18 protein-coding genes and 1 pseudogene are annotated in these 18,608 nt (G+C 52.6%); 12 read left to right on the forward strand and 7 right to left on the reverse strand.

Features of this window, described 5'->3' with window-relative positions; all coding sequences use genetic code 11:
- Window positions 1-373: 373 nt before the first annotated feature.
- The 3 genes and pseudogenes from ACLI4M_RS00550 to ACLI4M_RS00560 all read left to right on the forward strand — a co-directional run.
- Window positions 374-556: pseudogene (locus tag ACLI4M_RS00550) on the forward strand (IS3 family transposase); the annotation flags it as partial.
- An 895-nt stretch (window positions 557-1,451) separates the two neighbouring features.
- A complete protein-coding gene (locus ACLI4M_RS00555; RefSeq protein ID WP_133625156.1) occupies window positions 1,452-2,309 on the forward strand; it encodes a tyrosine-type recombinase/integrase in 858 nt (285 codons plus the stop codon).
- Window positions 2,309-2,998, forward strand: a complete 690-nt coding sequence (locus tag ACLI4M_RS00560; protein WP_133625157.1) for a hypothetical protein — start codon at window positions 2,309-2,311, stop codon at window positions 2,996-2,998. Before ACLI4M_RS00555 ends, ACLI4M_RS00560 begins: the two co-directional genes overlap by 1 nt.
- Before the next feature lie 794 nt (window positions 2,999-3,792).
- Here ACLI4M_RS00560 and repE read toward each other — a convergent pair.
- Window positions 3,793-4,536, reverse strand: a complete 744-nt coding sequence (repE, locus tag ACLI4M_RS00565) for a replication initiation protein RepE (RefSeq protein ID WP_133625158.1) — start codon at window positions 4,534-4,536, stop codon at window positions 3,793-3,795.
- 518 nt (window positions 4,537-5,054) lie between these two features.
- Between repE and ACLI4M_RS00570 the strand changes: the two genes are divergently transcribed.
- Window positions 5,055-6,254, forward strand: coding sequence for an AAA family ATPase (locus ACLI4M_RS00570; RefSeq protein ID WP_133625159.1), 1,200 nt, complete (start codon window positions 5,055-5,057; stop codon window positions 6,252-6,254).
- A gap of 8 nt (window positions 6,255-6,262) precedes the next feature.
- The gene (locus ACLI4M_RS00575; RefSeq protein ID WP_133625160.1) at window positions 6,263-7,234 is read left to right on the forward strand and encodes a ParB family protein; all 972 of its coding nucleotides are present in this window, start codon (window positions 6,263-6,265) and stop codon (window positions 7,232-7,234) included.
- Window positions 7,235-7,499: 265 nt separating this feature from the next.
- Here the strand turns inward: ACLI4M_RS00575 and umuC are convergent, their stop codons facing one another.
- Window positions 7,500-8,771, reverse strand: coding sequence for a translesion error-prone DNA polymerase V subunit UmuC (gene umuC / locus ACLI4M_RS00580; protein WP_133625161.1), 1,272 nt, complete (start codon window positions 8,769-8,771; stop codon window positions 7,500-7,502).
- A 3-nt stretch (window positions 8,772-8,774) separates the two neighbouring features.
- Window positions 8,775-9,203, reverse strand: coding sequence for a translesion error-prone DNA polymerase V autoproteolytic subunit (umuD, locus tag ACLI4M_RS00585; protein ID WP_133625162.1), 429 nt, complete (start codon window positions 9,201-9,203; stop codon window positions 8,775-8,777).
- Between the two features lie 772 nt (window positions 9,204-9,975).
- Between umuD and ACLI4M_RS00590 the strand changes: the two genes are divergently transcribed.
- Window positions 9,976-10,644 carry a hypothetical protein gene (locus tag ACLI4M_RS00590; protein ID WP_133625163.1) on the forward strand — a complete coding sequence of 223 codons (669 nt, stop codon included), beginning with the start codon at window positions 9,976-9,978 and terminating at the stop codon, window positions 10,642-10,644.
- A 32-nt stretch (window positions 10,645-10,676) separates the two neighbouring features.
- Here ACLI4M_RS00590 and ACLI4M_RS00595 read toward each other — a convergent pair whose 3' ends face one another.
- Together ACLI4M_RS00595 and ACLI4M_RS00600 are read right to left on the reverse strand one after the other, a co-directional pair.
- Window positions 10,677-10,949: an RES family NAD+ phosphorylase gene (locus ACLI4M_RS00595; RefSeq protein ID WP_413449710.1), complete on the reverse strand. Its 273-nt coding sequence runs from the start codon at window positions 10,947-10,949 to the stop codon at window positions 10,677-10,679.
- Window positions 10,924-11,355: a hypothetical protein gene (locus ACLI4M_RS00600; RefSeq protein ID WP_413449711.1), complete on the reverse strand. Its 432-nt coding sequence runs from the start codon at window positions 11,353-11,355 to the stop codon at window positions 10,924-10,926. The genes ACLI4M_RS00595 and ACLI4M_RS00600 overlap by 26 nt, the downstream gene beginning before the upstream one ends.
- 1,843 nt (window positions 11,356-13,198) lie before the next feature.
- On the opposite strand from ACLI4M_RS00600, the gene ACLI4M_RS00605 reads away from it, so the two are divergent.
- The 3 genes from ACLI4M_RS00605 to ACLI4M_RS00615 all read left to right on the forward strand — a co-directional run bounded on the left by ACLI4M_RS00605 (window position 13,199) and on the right by ACLI4M_RS00615 (window position 15,825).
- A complete protein-coding gene (locus ACLI4M_RS00605; RefSeq protein WP_133625165.1) occupies window positions 13,199-14,896 on the forward strand; it encodes a DUF4942 domain-containing protein in 1,698 nt (565 codons plus the stop codon).
- Window positions 14,897-15,298: 402 nt separating this feature from the next.
- Window positions 15,299-15,538, forward strand: a complete 240-nt coding sequence (gene relB, locus ACLI4M_RS00610; protein ID WP_133625166.1) for a type II toxin-antitoxin system antitoxin RelB — start codon at window positions 15,299-15,301, stop codon at window positions 15,536-15,538.
- Window positions 15,538-15,825 carry a type II toxin-antitoxin system RelE family toxin gene (locus ACLI4M_RS00615; protein WP_133625167.1) on the forward strand — a complete coding sequence of 96 codons (288 nt, stop codon included), beginning with the start codon at window positions 15,538-15,540 and terminating at the stop codon, window positions 15,823-15,825. Before relB ends, ACLI4M_RS00615 begins: the two co-directional genes overlap by 1 nt.
- Before the next feature lie 131 nt (window positions 15,826-15,956).
- On the opposite strand, the gene ACLI4M_RS00620 is transcribed toward ACLI4M_RS00615, so the two are convergent.
- Window positions 15,957-16,382, reverse strand: a complete 426-nt coding sequence (locus ACLI4M_RS00620) for a hypothetical protein (protein WP_133625168.1) — start codon at window positions 16,380-16,382, stop codon at window positions 15,957-15,959.
- Window positions 16,375-17,076, reverse strand: coding sequence for a hypothetical protein (locus ACLI4M_RS00625; protein WP_133625169.1), 702 nt, complete (start codon window positions 17,074-17,076; stop codon window positions 16,375-16,377). Before ACLI4M_RS00625 ends, ACLI4M_RS00620 begins: the two co-directional genes overlap by 8 nt.
- Before the next feature lie 482 nt (window positions 17,077-17,558).
- On the opposite strand from ACLI4M_RS00625, the gene ACLI4M_RS00630 reads away from it, so the two are divergent.
- Genes ACLI4M_RS00630 through ACLI4M_RS00640 form a run of 3 tightly spaced genes read left to right on the forward strand, consistent with a single transcriptional unit; the run spans window position 17,559 to window position 18,547 of the window.
- Window positions 17,559-18,005, forward strand: a complete 447-nt coding sequence (locus ACLI4M_RS00630; protein WP_133625170.1) for an antirestriction protein — start codon at window positions 17,559-17,561, stop codon at window positions 18,003-18,005.
- Window positions 18,006-18,056: 51 nt separating this feature from the next.
- Window positions 18,057-18,260: a DUF957 domain-containing protein gene (locus tag ACLI4M_RS00635; RefSeq protein WP_133625171.1), complete on the forward strand. Its 204-nt coding sequence runs from the start codon at window positions 18,057-18,059 to the stop codon at window positions 18,258-18,260.
- The gene (locus tag ACLI4M_RS00640; RefSeq protein WP_133625172.1) at window positions 18,257-18,547 is read left to right on the forward strand and encodes a hypothetical protein; all 291 of its coding nucleotides are present in this window, start codon (window positions 18,257-18,259) and stop codon (window positions 18,545-18,547) included. Before ACLI4M_RS00635 ends, ACLI4M_RS00640 begins: the two co-directional genes overlap by 4 nt.
- Window positions 18,548-18,608: the final 61 nt, after the last annotated feature.

Consider the following 18,608-nt stretch of genomic DNA (forward strand, 5'->3'; position numbering starts at 1 on the left):
CCAACAATCGCGTCATGGCTCTGAGCGCTTAGAGCCCTTCTCTCATAAGGAATTTGATCCAGAATACGAACGTCTCCCTCTACTAAACTGCCCCCCCTTCATGATCTACCTTCTTTTTGCAGTTAAAGTAGGATGGGTTCAAAAAACAGCTTTAACGTACAATAATTTTCGATATCCAAACTGACCCCTACCAAAACGGCCCACTCACTTTTAGAGATCTTCCCGCACACAGATTATGTCCCCTAAGGAGATCGCTATGCGTAAGATCCGATTCAATGAGCACCAGATCATCGCCGTACTGAAATAGTCGAAGCTGGCAGGACAAAAAAGTTCGATACCGCGAGGCCGCTATTTCCGAAGCCTGCTACTACATATGCACGACGCACTAACATGTGGACGACGTCTTTGGAATTTCAATTTCGTTGATATTTTTAACCGTGAAGCACTGGATATCGAATTTGACCTGAATATCCTGGTACAGCGGATCCTACGGGTGCTTGATAGAATATTAGCAAACCATGGATATCCGCTGGAAATGAGGTGGATGGATAACGGATCCTAACTTTATCCACCTGGATTAAAAACAAGAATATGATGGGTAATGTTTATAACCGAGCGGAGGGTGTTAATTCATTTAAAATAAATATTCTCAGTTGCTCTAATCGATAGTGTCCGTTTTTAAAGACGATGTTAAATAATTTCTTTCCGGATATTAAAGTGAAAACGTTGAGATCTTTGATAGATCAGAAGCTATTTGTCATCGAATTGCATTAGCCATGCGGGATTACTTCAGGTTTAACCAGGGTTTCAAAAAACTTTCAGCTTGTGTTTAGCTTACAAAAATTACAAATCGTCTATTTTACCAGAAGGGGATAATGCACTCATAACAGCGCTAAAGTCAGTGAATCTCAAGCTGGAAGGTAACCCTAATAGTTTAATTAAAGCTCTCAATGAATATAACCAGTTGATGACACAATAGAGCCCTGATAATTTCACAAGTGAAAAATATGACAGGCTTTTTTCACTGAATACCAGTATCAAAGAGATGGTCAAACCAATCAGATCTCCAAGACCGCGCAGGTCAGCAATGAATCAAGCCGGTCAGTGACGCTTTACTGATGGATGGGGCATACAGCGTCAGGCAGTGGCCCCGTTTTCTGCTATTTACTGGTCCGCCAGGCATCCAGCGGAGAGTGCCTGGTGCCTTCCCCTGCGGCTCATTTCCCGGATTTTCCCATACCCATCAGGATGTTAACTTCTGGAATGACGGTTTTTCCACCACACATACCGCGCGTGTCTTAACAGACTCACCAGGTTATTCTCTGCATAGAGGAAAATAGCCTGGTAACGGCCGCGCGCCGGAAAGCCGGACGCTGATTTATTGAGGTCGGTTTTTCTTTACAGATGGGCGAAAATGGTGTCAACACCCGGACAATGCGGAGATTAAAAAATTGAGCAACTTACCCCGCGAAACTCAAAAGAATTCGCACAGCGCGATCGGCGCCGAAAACGTGCCGGCGGCGGCGCGCTACTTCGACTACGGCGCGGCGGTGGCGCTGCGAAACCTCGCGGCCGCGTTCGGCACCGCCATGCCGCGTTACCTGCTGGCGCCCGAGGTGGCCATCCTGCTGTCCCACGAGCCGGACCTGAAGAAGCGTCTGCTGATCGACACGTTCTGGAACACCGGCGGCCGCCTGAACGAGGTGCTGCCGCTGACGGCGGAAGATTTTGCGCTGGACGATGCGCACGGACAACCGCTGCTCTCGCCGTTTGTGGTGCTTCACACCCTGAAGCAGCGTACGGCAGCTGCTCGAACGCGGCGTCGCGGACGCCCGACCCGGGAAGAGCAGGCCGCGCTGCGCGAGGCCGAAGCCAGCCCGCCGCGCGCCCTCCCCCTAACCGATCCTGCGTATGTGCAGAGACTGCGCGAATACCTTGCCACCGTGCAGCCGAAAAAGGGCGAGCGCATCTGGGACGTGAGCAGTCCCGACACCGTCCGTACCTGGATACGGCAGGCGGTGATGGCGGCGCAGCGCGGCGGGGCAACTTTTACGGTTCGGCCGATCACCACGAAGACGTTCAGGGACTCGTTTGCGATGCACCTGGTGCAGCACGGGGTGCCGAAGAAAGTGATACAGGCGATGATGGGGCACAAGGATGAGAAGAGCACCGAGTGGTACACCCAGGTGCTGGCGCTCGACGTCACCCGCCAGCTGGGGGTGCGGTTCTCGATGGACGCTGGCGACGCGCGTGCGCTGCTGCTGCCGTCAGGTGCCGCAGGGATAACAAACGCAAGGGATGAGTATTGATGACGGCAGAAGCAGCTGAAACCGTTTTTACCGCATGGCCCGTGGTGGCCGCTGCCGTGACCGTCACCGGCGGTCTGCTGGTCGTGATACTGACCCACCACTTTACCCGCCGGCGTGAGTTGCAGATGCTGGAAGAAAAACGGCGGCGGGAGAAGGAAGACGCCGTAGAGAAGCGCGAGGCTGAGTTCCGCTATATCAGCACCGAGCTGATCTTCAGGCTGGAAGAGTTTGCACAGAAGTGTGCCCTGGTGGCGGCAGATTACGGTGTTGCTCTGCGGGAAGATGCTGAACTGGTCGCGAGCGTCTCCGAACCCGAGCTGATGCTTGAAGATATTGACGGGGAGTGGAAGTCTGTTCCGCCCGAATTACTTTATTTCATTCGTGAGCTGCCGGTGCGCCTGAGAGCTGTCGGGCCTGTTCTTGATGAAGTTTACGATAATCTCTGGGATCCCCCTGAGAATGGCCCCTGGTTTGATGAGAGGCAAAAGCAGTATGCACGGATCGGCCTGAGCGCCATCCGTCTGGCGCGCAGGCTGCGCAGGCTGGGTGGATACCCGGAGACACGGCTTGCTGGCGGGCCACATTCTGCCATGCAGGTGATGTGGAAGGTCTACCGGCGTGAGCTTCGGCACAGGCAAATCATCAACCTTGCCACAAACGTGAGCAGGCAGGCATCAGAAGTCAGCTAAGGGTTGCTCTGGCCTCCAGTTCAGGCTACAGGCTTATTCATTTCTGGATCGTGTACTTGCCTTCGTTGGCACCGGCCAGCTTTTCTCAAACGTGACAAACTACCCTCACCAGGATTGGCCATAACATAATAGTAGTCTGTCATCGCGGGGCTGACTGCTGTGACAACCCGCCATCAGTATTCTGACAGGAAGGTTATCTCCATGATTCGCATTAGACCGTGACAAGTTGCTCTCAGTAAAATGTGATGCCATCACCCTATCCTCGTGTTCATGTTGTGACAAATTGCCCTCATAGCCACAGCGCTGTGTACCTGACTTCCTGACAGGCACTTAAAAGTTCTCACTTAATAATGAAGCCCTGTCGTCGTTCATCAGGTTCAGGTGTGACAAACTGCCCCTGCAGTAATGCCAGATTTCAGAATCTGGCAGAAATGACGGCATGCTGTGAGGGTTGCTGAACTCTGTTCAGCCTGACGTATCCCACTTTCCAGTTCTGTGGGAACATCAGTCAGTGATTCGTCCTGTGACAATCTGCCCTCTTCTTCTCGATGAATATCTCTAACCATGAAGATAAAGCCCGGGTGCAGGTGTGACAAACTGCACTTACCGGGAGCAGTGTTGAGAGATCAGTTTCAGAGTGTTGGTAAATGGAACTGCTTCAGGAAGAGCATCAAATGCGACAATCTGTATTGGTGCAGCACAGAACAGTCGTTATGGGGCAATATCTGATTTGCCGTGGCGAAGACGGAATGTCCTGACATGGCGACACGGAAAACAGAACTGAGTGCCGGATGTCACACTTCGGTAAATGAAAAGATGATGTGGGTGGTCAGTCGTCCTGATTTCTTTTCGATATAGCTTACCGTTAACGGAGTGCGGCGATTGATTTCTTCGACTACCGGGATCAGGAATCTGCGTCGAAAATCGGGCATGCGGGTATAACTCTGTGGCAACTGATAGCGCTCAATCATCCATTCAATACCCAGTATGACGGTACCGTATGTCTTGTCGCCCCGGTACTGACAAAGAGACTCGTAGAGTCGCATAGCATAGGGACTGGTTATCTCGCGGGTTTCTCCCAGGCGGAACTGGGTAAAACGGTTCTGCAATCCGACAAAGTAAGGGATCAGATACGGGTTCAGATGAACGCTGTAGAGACCTCGTGCAGGGCTGTGCGAACGTTTGATAAACCAGGGAAAAGACTCGTAGCCCTTTTCATCTCCCTTATCCTCTTCTGGCCGGTAAAACACGACTTCTTTACCGACAAAATTCTTCAGGGCGTTACGAATATCTTTACTTGCTTCTGCAGAGGTCAGCCCGAAGGTTTTTGCATAGTGGGCTACGGCAATTTCGCACTTACCGTCGTGGAAATCTTCGCTACCTGGGGTTTCAGTTCTGCGGATCTGGTCAACAAACAAATAGAGCATGCGTTTCTGATCACGAGACAAACTGTAAGCGGCCTCCGTCAGTTCATTTGACTGCACGATGCGCTGACCCACTTTTCTGGGTTTATCGGCCAGTAGTATTTCAGTGGTCATCGGGTGTCATTTGCTCCGGTGTCGTGACAAGTTTTAAGGTTGTCACGCTGTCATAAACTTGTCAATAACTCTATGTTTTTAAAGATAGTTAAGGGCAATTTGTCACACTGTTGAGGGCGAATTGTCTCAGCTTAACCCGGTTTTGAGGGCAGTCTGTCACAGCATCAGGGCATTTTGTCACGTTAACTTCTTTACAGGCCGCGTCAGCTCTGGGCTGAGAGCCGGCTAAAAAGGTTTAAAAACAATATAAAAAGATCTCTTAAAAATATGAGCTGTATATGTGGATAAATACGCCTCCCCGGAGACTAACGCGCCTTCGGCTTGTTCAACCTGAGACAGAACCATAAACCATTATGGTTCTGTCTCAGGTTCATTATTTAAACCCAGCTGTCTTACCCTCAGCCTTTCAGCACGCTGAGGAATCATCCTCATGCAATATTTATAAGCAAATGTTGATTTTTAGATTCATATGCAGGATTATTGATTTTATGGTAATTTCCTACATAAAAGGATATTCAATGAGTACTGAATCACATCAGGCTGAAAAGATAGCGGTTCGCGCAGGAAAGATGCTTACGGCCTTAACAGACCAGATACAAGCTCAGAAACAGGAATTCAGTGAAGACAGATACTTTCAGGTTTATGCTAAAGCTGCACTGTCCAAGCTGCCAAAGCTTACCCGGGCTAACGTTGATTATGCAGTGAGTGAGATGGAAGAAAATGGTTATGTTTTTGATAAACGTTCGGCGGGTTCGTCTACAAAATATGCCATGACCATTCAGAATATTATCGATATTTATCATCACCGCGGCGTACCCAAGTACCGGGATCGTCATTCGGAGGCACTGACCGTATTTATCGGCAATCTGAAGGGCGGTGTATCCAAAACTGTATCAACAGTGTCCCTCGCGCACGCTATGCGCGCTCACCCTCACCTTCTGCACGAAGATTTACGAATTCTTGTGGTTGACCTCGATCCGCAGTCTTCTGCCACCATGTTTCTGAATCATACTCGCGCCGTGGGCATGGTTGACACAACATCCGCGCAGGCAATGCTACAGAACGTCAGTCGGGAAGAACTGATTGAAGAGTTCATTGTGCCTTCGGTTGTTCCTGGCGTGGATGTGTTACCCGCTTCAATTGACGATGCTTTCATTGCATCAGGATGGGAACAGCTGTGCCTTGAACATCTTCCAGGACAGAACCCGCATGCTGTATTAAGACAAAACATCGTTGAAAAGCTTGAGCACGATTATGATTTCATTTTCATAGACAGCGGTCCTCATCTTGATGCTTTCCTGAACAATGCCATAGCAGCTGCTGATGTTCTTATGACACCGGTCCCGCCAGCTCAGGTGGACTTCCACTCAACGCTTAAATATCTCACCAGATTGCCAGAACTGGTCAGCATTATTGAGTCATCAGGATGTGAATGTCGTCTTCTGGCAAACATTGGATTTATGTCGAAGTTGTCTAATAAAGCCGACCATAAAATGTGTCACAGCCTCGCAAAAGAAATTTTCGGTGGCGACATGCTTGATGCTGCTTTACCCCGCCTCGATGGGTTTGAAAGATGCGGAGAGTCGTTTGATACGGTGATTTCTGCTAACCCTTCAACCTATGTTGGAAGCAGTGAGGCCCTTAAAAACGCACGCGCGGCGGCAGAAGATTTTGCAAAGGCAGCCTTTGACCGTCTTGAATTTATCCGGGTTAACTGAGGTATTGTATGAGTAAATCACGACCTACTATTGGACGCACATTCAACTCACCTGTTCTTAAAAGCGAACCATCTGCTGAAGAGTTCCAGCAAATATTTACTCTGACCTCTGGCAGAAAAGTGCGTTTTACGCTTATCAGGGTATCTGCGCCTGATGTTGAACGAACTACATTTGTGGTGCTTGAAAATAATGGTCGCGACCAGTCAGCACTGACCGCTGAATCGCTCAAAGACATTACCCGGACCATCAGGTTACAGCAGTTTTTCCCGGCTATTGGCGTCAGAAAAAATGACGTTATTGAGATCCTTGATGGCTCACGTCGCCGCGCATCAGCGATTCTCAGCAAATGCGGGCTGGATGTTCTGACTACTGATGAGAACCTGACGCCGGCTGAAGCACGTGCACTGGCAAAAGATATTCAGACTGCTCGAGAACATAACCTTCGTGAGGTTGGGTTGAGACTGCAGACCTTGAAGAATAGCGGTATGTCCCAGAAGGACATTGCAGAAGCTGAAAATCTGTCCCAGGCCACTGTTACAAGAGCACTTCAGGCAGCAAGCGTTCCCCTGGAACTTATATCAGTCTTCCCGGTGCAGGCCATGCTTTCGTTTGCTGATTATAAGTCACTGCTGAGCATTGAGGAGATCCTGTCCGTTAAAGGGATTGAATTATCTGAGTTGATATCAAACCTTAGTGAGGTTTTCAGGGGCATCTGCGATGATTCATCACTTGCTGATGATGAGGTAAAGAACAAACTCATCGCGGAAATTCGAAAAGAGGCGTTGGTTATAGGCTCTTCATCGGTCAAAGACAAAACGGTCACTACGGCAATCTGGAAGTTCGAAGATAAAAACCGTTACGCGCGAAAGAAAACAAAAGGCCGGATGTTCAGCTATGAATTTAACAGACTTTCTCCCGAGCTTCAGACCGCAATAGACGAGGCGCTTGAGAAAATACTCTCTGATCATCTTGAAAAATGATTTGTTCTCCATCTGTTTTTCATGCCTAACTATATGATTAATTGGTTTTTTCTCTGGAAATTTCAAGGTGAAATCTCCAGAGGAAACCGCCATTACCTGGATATCAAACCTGCTATCAACATTTTTCATGCTTCATTTTTGAGAAAACTCTCCACCCAAATTTCATACCTAACTTATTGAATATAAATATTTTCATCAAAGAATTTCAGGGTGAAATCTCCATGCTTTTCATCATCCGAATGGTTTTTTTGCACGCCAATTCCAGCTAAAGTCTGGCGACTGGAATGTCTTTCCAGCGGGTTGTCCATGCAGGTGAAAGCATCTCACGTTTCATCTGCCATTCCGGGGCAGTGCCCTGACCGGCAAACCACAATCTACCCAGTCCCGAATTATTGACCTTGTCCAGAACGGACATCAGCTGAGCACTGGCAGGACGGGGAGGGGAATTGTCAAACAATGCCAGCTGGGCCATTGAGCCCGAACTGAAATCACCCAGCATCACACCGGCCTTTGCATAGCGGTGTCCATCGCGCCAGATATGTTCGAGACCCCGCATGGCCGCCGCAATAATGTCCCGGGTATCCTGAGTGGCCACCGTCAGCTTTTCCCCTGCCACGTTGCCGTAGTAGGGTTCGCCCTGGGCGAAGGGTGAGGTTTTAATAAAGGCGGAAATATGCTGACAATACTGGCCTTCCTGGCGTAATTTTTCCGCCGCACGCTCCGCATGTTTGCAGACAGCCTGACGCATATTTTCAAGCGTGGTGACCCGTTCACCAAAGCTGCGGCTGCAGACGATCTGCTGTTTCGTTGGTGGGACTTCTTCCAGCGCAATACATGACTCACCGGCCAGTTCGCGCACCGTTCGCTCAAGCACAACGCTGAAATGCTTCCTGATAAAGGCAGGGTTGCTGCGCGCCAGGTCGAGTGCGCTGATGATACCCATGGCGTTCAGTTGCTTGCTGAGCCGGTGCCCAACGCCCCAGACCTCCTCAACGGGCTGGTGAGACAGCAGTTTTTCCGTGCGTGCAGGATTTCCCGTGGTCAGTGCCAGTACTCCCCTGAACTGAGGCCATTCTTTGCCCGCCCATTGCGCCGACTTTGCCAGTGTTTTTGTCGGTCCCATTCCGACACCCACCGTAAGGCCGGTGACTGCTTTTACACGAGCCCGAACCTGACGGCCAAAATCCTCGAATGCCATCACCCGGTCTATGCCGGTAATCCCAAGAAACATCTCATCAATACTGTACTGCTCCACGGCGGGGGAAAGCTCTTCAAGTGCCGACATGACGCGCTGGCTCATGTCGTGGTAGAGCGAGTAATTTGATGAGAATACATGTAGTTGTGAGCTGTAGGACTGCGATTTTATCTGGAACCAGGGTTGGCCCATTTTGATGCCCAGTGTTTTACTTTCTACCGATCTTGCGATCACACATCCATCGTTGTTACTCAAAACGATAACAGGTTTGTCTTTCAAATCCGGTCGGAACACCTTTTCGCAGGACGCATAGAAACTGTTGACGTCAGCCAGCGCAAACATGGTTTACCCCCGTGTGGCGTGAAGAAACCAGGTCACCACACCGAATATTTCCAGCGCGTCCGGTTCCGGGTAGATAGTGGAGAATGAGGTGTTCATCGGTTGCAGTGCCAGACAGGGGCGAAGCTGCAGAACTTTGACGGTGAACTCCCCATCCACGGCGGCAATCACGATGTCTCCGTGAGCGGGCTTCTCCGACTTGTCGACGACGAGAAGGTCTCCATCCTTTATGCCGGCGTCAGTCATGCTATGACCAGAGGCTCTGACAAAATACGTGCTGCTGCGGTGGCGTATGCACAGGTCATTCAGGTCGAGCATCTCCTCGACGTAATCCTGAGCCGGGCTTGGAAACCCAGCAGGGCAGGTTCCTCCAAAGAGGGGGATTTGGAGTGTCTCTGTGGGCAAAGACGGTGGAGTGAGGAAAATCAGCGGCATAATAGATTCCAATAATACTGTATTTATATACAGTATATCGCAAAGAATAATTTTGCCAGTGATTTACAATACGCTGCCCCGGTGGTTAGCCGAACCACAGGCTGGAAGTCGAATCAGGCTAAAATCTGCGACTTGGTCGCGGCGCTTGCCGCATTGCCTGCAGCGCCCGGTGCGTCTCCTGCGCACGCTGAGTCCGACGCGGAGTTGATAATAAGGTGGTTGATTTTTAATCATCTGTGGGGTGCGTTACCGACTCGGCGTACAGGGCGGGTCTCCTGTGGAGACTCTGCTTTATCCACAGCGCTCAGGGCGAGTTATCCACGCATTTTGTGGACAGCATCTCCGCCTGTCTCTCCTCATTTTTCCTTATCTGATCCTGCATCATCGGCACGCCGCCTTAACTGGGATGGCTATGCGTATGGCTGGGGCGGTGTCGTGGTGATGCCCCTTCTGAACATAGAAAAGAACAGAACAAAGGAGACGAACTTAAAGGCCGGGGGACTGGTTCTTAGCCACGCACCACATAGATGGAGGTGCGTGTTATGTTAGAGCCAGTGATAGTAATACTTAACTTTGCTGCGGCAGCATTGCAGCTTATCAACTGGTTCCGCTAAGGCTCCGGAATCGGGTGCGAACCCGGTAAAACATCAAAGTTTATAGCCGTCCTTCGGGGCGGCTTTTTTGCTCTTACCTTTAGTGCAGTGTGTATTTCTTGTGCATGTTAACGATTTCAATTACTATGTATTAAGTGTAATCGTTAAGGAGGTTTCTCATGAACACCGTTCAGGAAAAACACCACGTTCAGAAATACCCGGATAATCAGGCTGCGGCGCTTCGCCTGGAAAGCTTTGCGGAAGAACTGGCGCAGGATATGCGTGCCGGTTCAACGTCCGTCACTCAGAATACTATGGGGCAGACCGATGCGCTGTTTGCCATAGACGCTATCGTTCAGTTCATGCAGCAGCGGGCGCTGAACGCCATGACGCCTGAAAAGAAGAAACTGCTCCGCCGTAAGGTGAGTAAGGCAAAATTCCTGCAGACCGTTGAACAGGACGGGGGGGCGTATACCTCCGCTGAAACGGCTGAACAGCTGGGTTGCTCAAAAGTCACCGTTAAGAACAAGAAGGACGCGCACAAGCTGCTGGCGCTGAATATGGACGGCGAATTCTGTTACCCGGTCTTCCAGTTCACCGGTGATGCCGATGTCTCTGAAAACGGCGTGCTGAAAGGTGTGCCGGAGCTGCTGGCGCAGCTGCAGGGAATGAGCGACCGCATGCAATACTCGTTCTTCCTGGAAGAGCGCACCACGCCGCTTAATGGCCTGAAGCCTGCAGGGCGTACATACACCGTGGCCGGGCTGCTCAAAGAGGGGCCGGATGCGGTTCTTATGGCGGAAATTCACCGCCTTGCCCGCCTGTACGGGAAGCAGGACGCGGCATAATGAAGGGGGGCGGTGCCCCCCTTTAGTACGTTTTACTCTTCTACCGGAATGCCCAGTTCGTACGTCATAATTTCCGCCGCGTCTCTGCCCTGATGCTCAAACTCGCTGAGACGGACCTGAGCCTGCGTCCTGGCCATGCCGCTGCCGCCGGGGGCATCATGCCAGAGCGCGTAACACGTTTCTGTGGTCACGTTGGACGCGAACTCGATGCCGTTAAGTCCCGCCGCGTGCGCCTGCGTTGCCAGCGCCTGCGTCACCTGTCTGGATGCGGTGGTCAGCTCATGGAGCGTGACGTCCGTTTTCATGACCAGCTGTGACGTCTGCAGTAGCCTGATCTCTCTCTGTCACCAGGCTACCCATGACGTAGCGTTCAAGATCGGACTCGGTCATGCCCTTGCTCTTCTGAAACACCTCTTTCATCGCAGTGCGGGGCTGAACGGCCGCGTACATCGTCCCGTTCTCTCCGTCCGACAGTCCGTAACGCGTATCCGAGCCGTTACGATTGAAAAAGGCGCTGTTACCGCCATGTTCGCCCTCCTGCAGTCGATACATACTGCTGCCTGCAGGAAGGGGACTGCTGCATGATCTCAGCACTGTGTCTGTCAGCGCGTTGATTTTTACAAGCGTCACGGTGTCCCGAGCGGACTGCTCCGGGCTGGATTCCTGACCGATGGCCAGACTAGCGTCGTCGTCGTGTTTTACTCCTGTCATCGATTTTATCTCCTGAAAATTGTTCCGGATTCTCGTAAGCCATAGGCTTAACCTCCACTGATTGATGATCTGCCCGGTAATCTGTCCCCGGGACGTTTTCCCCTGACTGCGGGGAGGTAAATTCTATAGGGATCATGAACGTGAGTAACCTGCTTCCTGATGTATTCGCGTCAGGAGCCGTGAAGCGTTCCCGGCAGATGCGGGTAATCAACAGGAAAATTGTGAACGGGGGGTGACACCTTTTGTGCGTTACTTTTCGGGGCAGCAGGCCGTCAGGCTTCTTTCAGCACGAAGGTATCAAGAATACAGGGGCGGGTAATCTTGTAAGTCTGGAAGGTCAACACGTCAGGTGATAGCTTATGCTGGCCAGCCAAAAGCTGCGGGCTTTTTCATTGTCTGATAAAGTTTTCGATCTAACCAAAGCCCCGGTTTATAAGGGCTGCGGGCGGGGTGGACTACGAAATCTGAAAATCCTATATGTTGTATGGTTGCATCTCAGAAGCACTATATCTAGGATAGGCGTACAGAACGGAAGGCTGATTTTTTCAGTGATTTCAGGTGGTAGGGGTTAAAGCGCAGAAACAAAAAAAACCGCAATTAAGCGGTTTCTTGTAAAAGAGTGGCATCACTGTTCAGGAAATGCCTCTCTTGGGAAAACTCCGGTTCTCAGGCTGAAGTATTCCAGGCGCTGAAAGCGATTTTGCGATCGCTTCACAGACAACTACTCCTGAAAATGAGTATACGTGCACATTATGCAGATTCAACAATTTTGTTTGCATGGTTTTTAGGGCGCAAAAAAACAGCCTTACTATTCTGCGATTCTATTTTGTGATTTTTACGGTCGTACCGCCAGGATTCTCAGCCTGGAACCGGTGATGCTGGAACGGCCAATGCTAATCCCCGCTTCACAGACAACTACTCCTTGTTGTCAGTAACCTGATGTTCTGCCGGTGCGGCCATCAGGAGCGGGTTCTTGTGGGAACGACGATGAACCGACAATCTACTGTACTGATTGCGCTTCTCCTGGCCCTGAGTGTGATGCATCCCGGAAGTGACGGGTGGTCTGTTAAGACCACGATTCACTCCCAGGTCACAATCAGCCGCTGAGTGACGTGTAACGGGTGACGCCGCCTCCGGGCGGCTTCATTAACGCATTCCTCTTCTTTCACTGCTTCCACTTCGCTTTTCACTTCGCCGCGCCACAGAACCTTCTGAACCCGTCTGCGATCCCGAATTCCCCCATTATTTCTGCCCATCAGTGTTGTCGTGCTGCCTTCCTGCAGGACGCTGTTTAGCACGTTCGCCACGCTGCTTTTTGCCTGTCGGTGATAGCAGCTGTGGAACGACAAAGGCGCTTACCCACTGAATCTGGCCCCCTTCTGCTCGCCACCCGTTCCGGGCGGGTCGTCGAGCCCTACTTCGCCAGGGCGTCCGCTCGCGGTCGCCAGTCTCCGCCGAACCGCAAAAGGACGCGTTTCGTGCCTGGCGGCTAGGGTCTGATGGCAAAGTCCAGGCCAACCCCCGCAGCCGGCCGCTGCCGGCGCCTTTCACTGGCCACTGACGTGGCCGCTGAGGACCGGACGGCGTTAACGCCGTCCCGGGGGCGTGCCCCGTTCACTCCCGGCATGACTGATGTTCTGCTGAGTTCCCCCGCCGCGCAGAAATTTCCCACGCGGGGGACGCGATGCAAGGGCCGCTCCCGCTTAACGGCTGCTCCCGATCCCTTCGGGCTGCGGCCTTGCCGTTTCCCCTGCATCCCGCCTTATCCCCGAGTGGTCGTTCTGCTCTCTGCGGCGCTGGATCTCAAAGAATCATCACTTATCACCACAACGGGAGAACAAACATGTCACAGCACAACGTCAACCTCGCAGCACAGAAAACTCAAGAATCATCCACTTTTAACGGCAATGACAGCGTAAATCCGGCGGGGGAACTTGTCGGCGACGTGTTTTTTGCGCCCGTGTCGGCTGACCTGGTCGATAACCTGGTCAGCTGCTATACGCAGATGCGCTCAACGCTGACAAATATTGCTGACGTGGTCAGTGAAGGGGTGAATGCTCAGGCCGTCAGCTACTTTATCAGGGGCAATCACCACGGCCAGCGGGGCTACATAATGCCCGTGGAAAAAATTTTCGAGCTGCAAGGGGCGGTTGCCTCGCTGAATGCGGAATACTGGGCCAGCGCGCTGGCGCTGACTGACGTTTACGAATACATGCCCAACGAACGAAGGAACGAGTGGAACGACCAGATCAGTGAGATGAAAGCGCCGGATTTTGACGAAGCCACCGTCAGGGCCACGCTGCATGAACTCCTTTTCTCCCGTCAAAAATTCTTCTCCGAGCGCGTCGATGGCATTTTTCGCAGCCTGTCGGGGGAGCATATCACTAACCGCCCGGAAGGATTTGGCAAGCGCATGATCATCGCCCGCGTGTTCAACGAGTGGAATTCGCTGGACCATGAGCGCAGCGGCTACGTTGACGATCTGCGCAAGGTGATTGCAAAGTTTATGGGCCGCGACGCACAGGGGCTGCGTACAACCGATAAGGCGCTGAACATTGCCCGTCGCCGCGCGGGTGAGTGGGTGACGCTCGACGGTGGCGCACTGCGCGTGAAGGTTTTCCTCAAGGGCACCGTCCATCTTGAGATCCATCCAGAGATGGCCTGGCGTCTCAATGACATTCTGGCCTTCCTTCATCCCTTCGCTATCCCCGCTGAACATCGCCGGAAGCCACGGGCAAAATCAAAAACGGTGGAGCTGACGTCGAAACTGCTGCCCTTCAGCGTGCTGACGCAGCTGTCCGAACTGGAAGCCCTGCGCCATCAGCCTTACCGCTATGAGCGCTGGGAAGAGCTACGCGGGCCGGTGACAACCAACCCTTATAACCGCCGCTTTGCATCAGTATCCGGTGCGGATACCGCCGCCCGTAAAGAGGCTGAGCACGTCCTGATGAGTCTCGGCGGGGTTCGCATGAACGTTAACGCGCTGGTCTGGTATGAGTTTGATTACGATCCGACAACCGCCATCGAAGACATCCAGCTTTGTGGCGCGGTGCCGGACGTGAAGACCCACCAGTATTATCCGACCCCGGAAGGGCTGGCCGCGCAGCTGGCTGACGATGTGGCCATCAGGGCGGGAGAGACGTGCCTTGAGCCAAGCGCGGGTATGGGCGGTCTTGCAGACCAGATGCCAAAGGCTCAGACAACCTGTGTAGAGATTTCACCGCTGCACTGCCGCGTGCTGGAGGCAAAAGGGCACCGGGTGATAAATGCCGATTTTCTGGCGTGGGCAGAACGCACGGCGGAGCGCTTCGACGTGGTGATGATGAATCCGCCATTCAGCGAGGGGCGTGCCGTTGCGCACCTCAACGCCGCCGCTGAACTGGTCCGCGCCGGTGGCCGTATCGGGGCCATTCTGCCCGCAGGCAGCGACAGAAGAGGGTTGCTGCCGGGCTGGGACTGCAGCTGGTCAGAGCCGCATCACGGTGAATTTGCCGGGGCAGGCGTGTCGGTGGTGCGCCTGGTGGCATACCGCCCGGAATAACGGAATGAAGGGGGCAGGCGTATCATGCGTGTGCAGCTTCCGCCCTGATGACCCCCCGCCTGTGACTTTACAGACAAATAATGAGCGTGAGGAGGGGGAATGGGAAGCTGACGGGCTGGCTCCTGTCAGGGGATCGGTCAGCGCTGACAGCTGCATACGGTGAAAACACTTCGGCAGCAGGATGCAATGCGGGCGCGGGAGGCCGTTAATTATCATCGCGTGTTGCAGATGGGCGTCATCTGTTGTGGTCAGCTAAAAGCGGGGCATTAAGTTCACAATACGATCGCGACATGTCTAACTGACGGTTGTATCTGATAATGGGAACAGGTCGACGTGTCTTGCCATATGCATTCGGTGGTGCAATACTTGTAATGACATTTGTATTTACAAGAGGTATTCCATATGGGTAGCATCAATTTACGCATCGACGATGAACTTAAAGCCCGTTCTTACGCTGCTCTTGAAAAAATGGGGGTAACACCCTCAGAGGCACTTCGCCTTATGCTTGAGTATATCGCGGAAAATGAACGTTTGCCGTTCAAACAGACCCTCTTGAGTGATGAAGATGCTGAACTTGTGGAGATAGTGAAAGAGCGTCTTCGCAATCCTAAGCCAGTACGCGTGACGCTAGCTGATCTCTGATGGCGTATTTTCTGGATTTTGACGAGCGGGCACTAAAGGAATGGCGAAAGCTTGGCTCGACGGTACGTGAACAACTTAAAAAGAAGCTTGCTGAAGTGCTTGAGTCGCCACGGATTGAAGCGAACAAGCTCCGCGGAATGCCTGACTGTTACAAGATAAAACTCAGGTCATCAGGCTTTCGGCTTGTTTACCAGGTCATTGATGAAAAGGTTGTTGTATTTGTTGTTTCCGTAGGGAAAAGAGAACGTTCAGACGTTTATACTGAAGCTGTCAAACGTATTCTCTGAATGACAGCAGGGCATCTTGATATCGAACAATGATGCTGCTTCTGTTTTTGCTGCGTAAGGCTCTCAGGATTAAACCGCCCGATGCCCCTTTTCAACTGCAACTAAGACCTGGACCGTTCGTCCTGCGCCCGCTATGTGAAGTCGTACACGACCTGAACAATAACCGTGTTTTCTCCTTTCAGACTGCCGACATATATCGTTTCCTGCGGATCTGCCCCCTTCCAGCACAAGGTATCTTCGTCACAGTCGCCCTGCTTCTGGTAGCCAGATGAAGATAAGTATTTATTAATTTCGTCCGTGTCTTTGCTGTCATAAAACTTCACGGCATAGACATGGCTGGCCGGACCGGTCACGTTGGCAAAATCGAAATCATACCGCTCAGAAATGCGCGGCATTTTCTTCAACACTTCGGGAGTGTAGAAATTATATTCCCGACTATCCTGCTGCGTGTAATGGGCGCTGCCTGCAAACTCCATCTCAATCCAGGGTCTGGCAAAAGCCAGTGCTGCGATTCCGATAACAATGGTGATACTGGCAATCTTGAGCGATTTACGCATAGGGTAAAGATCCTTCTTTTGCGTGGTCGATGTAAGATCCATCCGCTGAAGCGATACCGACTAAGCCAGAGCGGAAGTCGTTCCATGGCCTGATGGTTTGCATGAAATTTGGCAACGCGCCCCGGCGTGGTGACAGGTGTGGGAATTTTTCAGGGTCCGGGAACAGCAGTGGTGAAAATGTGTCATTTTTCCATGAGCCAATCCTGCCATAGTAATCCCAGCGCTTCAGCGCTTCCTCTTTACTCACGGGCCGTAGCATCTGAAAGGGATTACTAATGGATACGACGCGGTAAAAGCCAAGAAGGTCGGATACGAGATCTTCCCCGCTAAATCCGCTGTCGGTGGCAAAATTGAGAGGAACGGACGCCTGTAGCCCTTCAAACTTACGGGCTAATGACATCATCATGCCAAGCGCGATGCTGTTACGTTCGGCGTATGAACGGCCACGTTTAATGCGCCACGTAATGAATTTACCCATCTTAATGGTGCGGGTGGGATCGACCATTGACTGGGAATAGCTAACGTCATAGCGGTCCTGCCTTCCTGATTCCCCTGCGTTAATTGCAGTGAGTAGTTTCCGTATATCAGTGCCCTGTGCGTGGCCAAGGTCTATCCAGCCCAGCACCTCAGTATAAATCAGGCCATATCTCAGGTGACTTTGCCGACCATCCAGAATGTCAGTGCGTTTGCTCATCCTTAACTCCTTTCCGTGTAACTACATCCCCTAATCCATAGTGAGTATTTTTAGCATATCTTGGTTAAAAACGGCATTACCAGAATTGCCGCTCAGCAGGGCAAGCTACTTTCTGGTCATTCTTTCATCGCAGTTAACACCTGCAACTGGCGTACCGGCTGCGCGGCTTTCACTGCCCGCCTGCGGCGGGCGCTGAGGATGGCAGGGCGGTTTCTGCCGCTCCCTTACTTCCGTGTTCGCACGGGATCCCTTTCTCCGTGACGTACCCTGGCCCGGGGCGACGTCCTGTCGAGAGTCCGGCTTACGCCCGTCATCCTCTCCCGTTCGCACTCACTTCCTGCGGTCGTTCGCTTGCGCTGCGGCCTGCGGTGCCGCTCCCGACATGCCGCCTGATACCCCGGACCGGTAGCCGTGTCACGGAGCAGGGCTCCCCGCAGCGGCGGACCCGAAAAGGGAACGCCAGAAAGACGTCACAGGAGGCAATGATGAACAGCACGACCCCACCCGAAGCAGGCCAGCTGATTGCGCACAAAGCGGTACATAAGAGTAAGCATAAGCAGTTCTTTCCCTGGCTGTTTGGCCCCATAAGCGGAGAATTCTGCGTGTACCGCTGGGTGAATACGCACTGTCAGGGCTATATCGGCGCGAAGTGGGCGTGTTACCACACGGATAACAACACCGGATTTCTGGCTCCGGTACTGGACGGCTCGCTGAGCGTGACCGTGGCGAACGGCTTTGAAGGGCTGATGACCGCAGAGGCCGTGGGGATCACCGCCACGCTGTACGCCCTTAACGGGGGTATCTGGGAAATATACCACCGCAGTCAGTCTCATCCGGGGCTGACGTATTTACAGCAGAAATATGACAGCCTGCGCGACTTTGCCAGCCAGCACGCGGAAGCCGCGCTGATTTGCCGGGCCATTGACTGAATGCTGACCCGTCCGGGCGAATGGCCCGGACCCTTAGCCGGAGACGCTGAGATGACAGAAAAATCGCTGACGATGGAGCAGGGGCTGGAGATTCTGGCCCTCTGGCTGGAGGACAATATCCGGATGGAGAGCGATCTGGTATTTGACAGCCCCGAAGAGGGGACGAGTTCGGACATGCTGCTGCCGTGCGTTGTGGCCGCGCTGAAAATGGCCGGGGAATGCGCGGGCGGCGGTAACGGGGAGCGGACGAAATGACGCAGAAAAAAACGGGCATGGAGTCGCTGGCGGTGGTGGCAAAGGCAGGCAGCTATGAGGCGGGCGCTGACGCCGACAACAACGATCGCGCCGCACTGGCGGCGGAAGTGCTGGGCGTGTTTGCCAGGCAGGCCGGGCTTGAACACAGCGGCGAGTCAGCCGATACCATGATGGTGGATCTGGTCACGGACCTGATGCACCTGTGCGACAGCCTGGAGACCGATTTCGCGGCTATCATCCGCGTGGCGGCCATGCACTACGGGGATGAGGCCGTAGACGACGGCTGAATCATCGGCCTGCTGAACTCCCCGCGCGTCGAACGCGGGGAATTCAGTCCGTCGTCTGCAG

It is taken from the genome of Erwinia sp. LJJL01, assembly GCF_047300805.2.
Classification (GTDB): Bacteria; Pseudomonadota; Gammaproteobacteria; order Enterobacterales; family Enterobacteriaceae; genus Erwinia; species Erwinia aphidicola.

What these genes read in the sequence shown, in the direction of transcription:
- ACLI4M_RS00560 (WP_133625157.1), top strand. Translation starts at nt 2,309, where the DNA reads ATGACGGCAGAAGCAGCTGAAACCGTTTTTACCGCATGGCCCGTGGTG.
- repE (WP_133625158.1), bottom strand. Translation starts at nt 4,536, where the DNA reads ATGACCACTGAAATACTACTGGCCGATAAACCCAGAAAAGTGGGTCAG.
- ACLI4M_RS00570 (WP_133625159.1), top strand. Translation starts at nt 5,055, where the DNA reads ATGAGTACTGAATCACATCAGGCTGAAAAGATAGCGGTTCGCGCAGGA.
- ACLI4M_RS00575 (WP_133625160.1), top strand. Translation starts at nt 6,263, where the DNA reads ATGAGTAAATCACGACCTACTATTGGACGCACATTCAACTCACCTGTT.
- umuC (WP_133625161.1), bottom strand. Translation starts at nt 8,771, where the DNA reads ATGTTTGCGCTGGCTGACGTCAACAGTTTCTATGCGTCCTGCGAAAAG.
- umuD (WP_133625162.1), bottom strand. Translation starts at nt 9,203, where the DNA reads ATGCCGCTGATTTTCCTCACTCCACCGTCTTTGCCCACAGAGACACTC.
- ACLI4M_RS00590 (WP_133625163.1), top strand. Translation starts at nt 9,976, where the DNA reads ATGAACACCGTTCAGGAAAAACACCACGTTCAGAAATACCCGGATAAT.
- ACLI4M_RS00595 (WP_413449710.1), bottom strand. Translation starts at nt 10,949, where the DNA reads ATGAAAACGGACGTCACGCTCCATGAGCTGACCACCGCATCCAGACAG.
- ACLI4M_RS00600 (WP_413449711.1), bottom strand. Translation starts at nt 11,355, where the DNA reads ATGACAGGAGTAAAACACGACGACGACGCTAGTCTGGCCATCGGTCAG.
- ACLI4M_RS00605 (WP_133625165.1), top strand. Translation starts at nt 13,199, where the DNA reads ATGTCACAGCACAACGTCAACCTCGCAGCACAGAAAACTCAAGAATCA.
- relB (WP_133625166.1), top strand. Translation starts at nt 15,299, where the DNA reads ATGGGTAGCATCAATTTACGCATCGACGATGAACTTAAAGCCCGTTCT.
- ACLI4M_RS00615 (WP_133625167.1), top strand. Translation starts at nt 15,538, where the DNA reads ATGGCGTATTTTCTGGATTTTGACGAGCGGGCACTAAAGGAATGGCGA.
- ACLI4M_RS00620 (WP_133625168.1), bottom strand. Translation starts at nt 16,382, where the DNA reads ATGCGTAAATCGCTCAAGATTGCCAGTATCACCATTGTTATCGGAATC.
- ACLI4M_RS00625 (WP_133625169.1), bottom strand. Translation starts at nt 17,076, where the DNA reads ATGAGCAAACGCACTGACATTCTGGATGGTCGGCAAAGTCACCTGAGA.
- ACLI4M_RS00630 (WP_133625170.1), top strand. Translation starts at nt 17,559, where the DNA reads ATGATGAACAGCACGACCCCACCCGAAGCAGGCCAGCTGATTGCGCAC.
- ACLI4M_RS00635 (WP_133625171.1), top strand. Translation starts at nt 18,057, where the DNA reads ATGACAGAAAAATCGCTGACGATGGAGCAGGGGCTGGAGATTCTGGCC.
- ACLI4M_RS00640 (WP_133625172.1), top strand. Translation starts at nt 18,257, where the DNA reads ATGACGCAGAAAAAAACGGGCATGGAGTCGCTGGCGGTGGTGGCAAAG.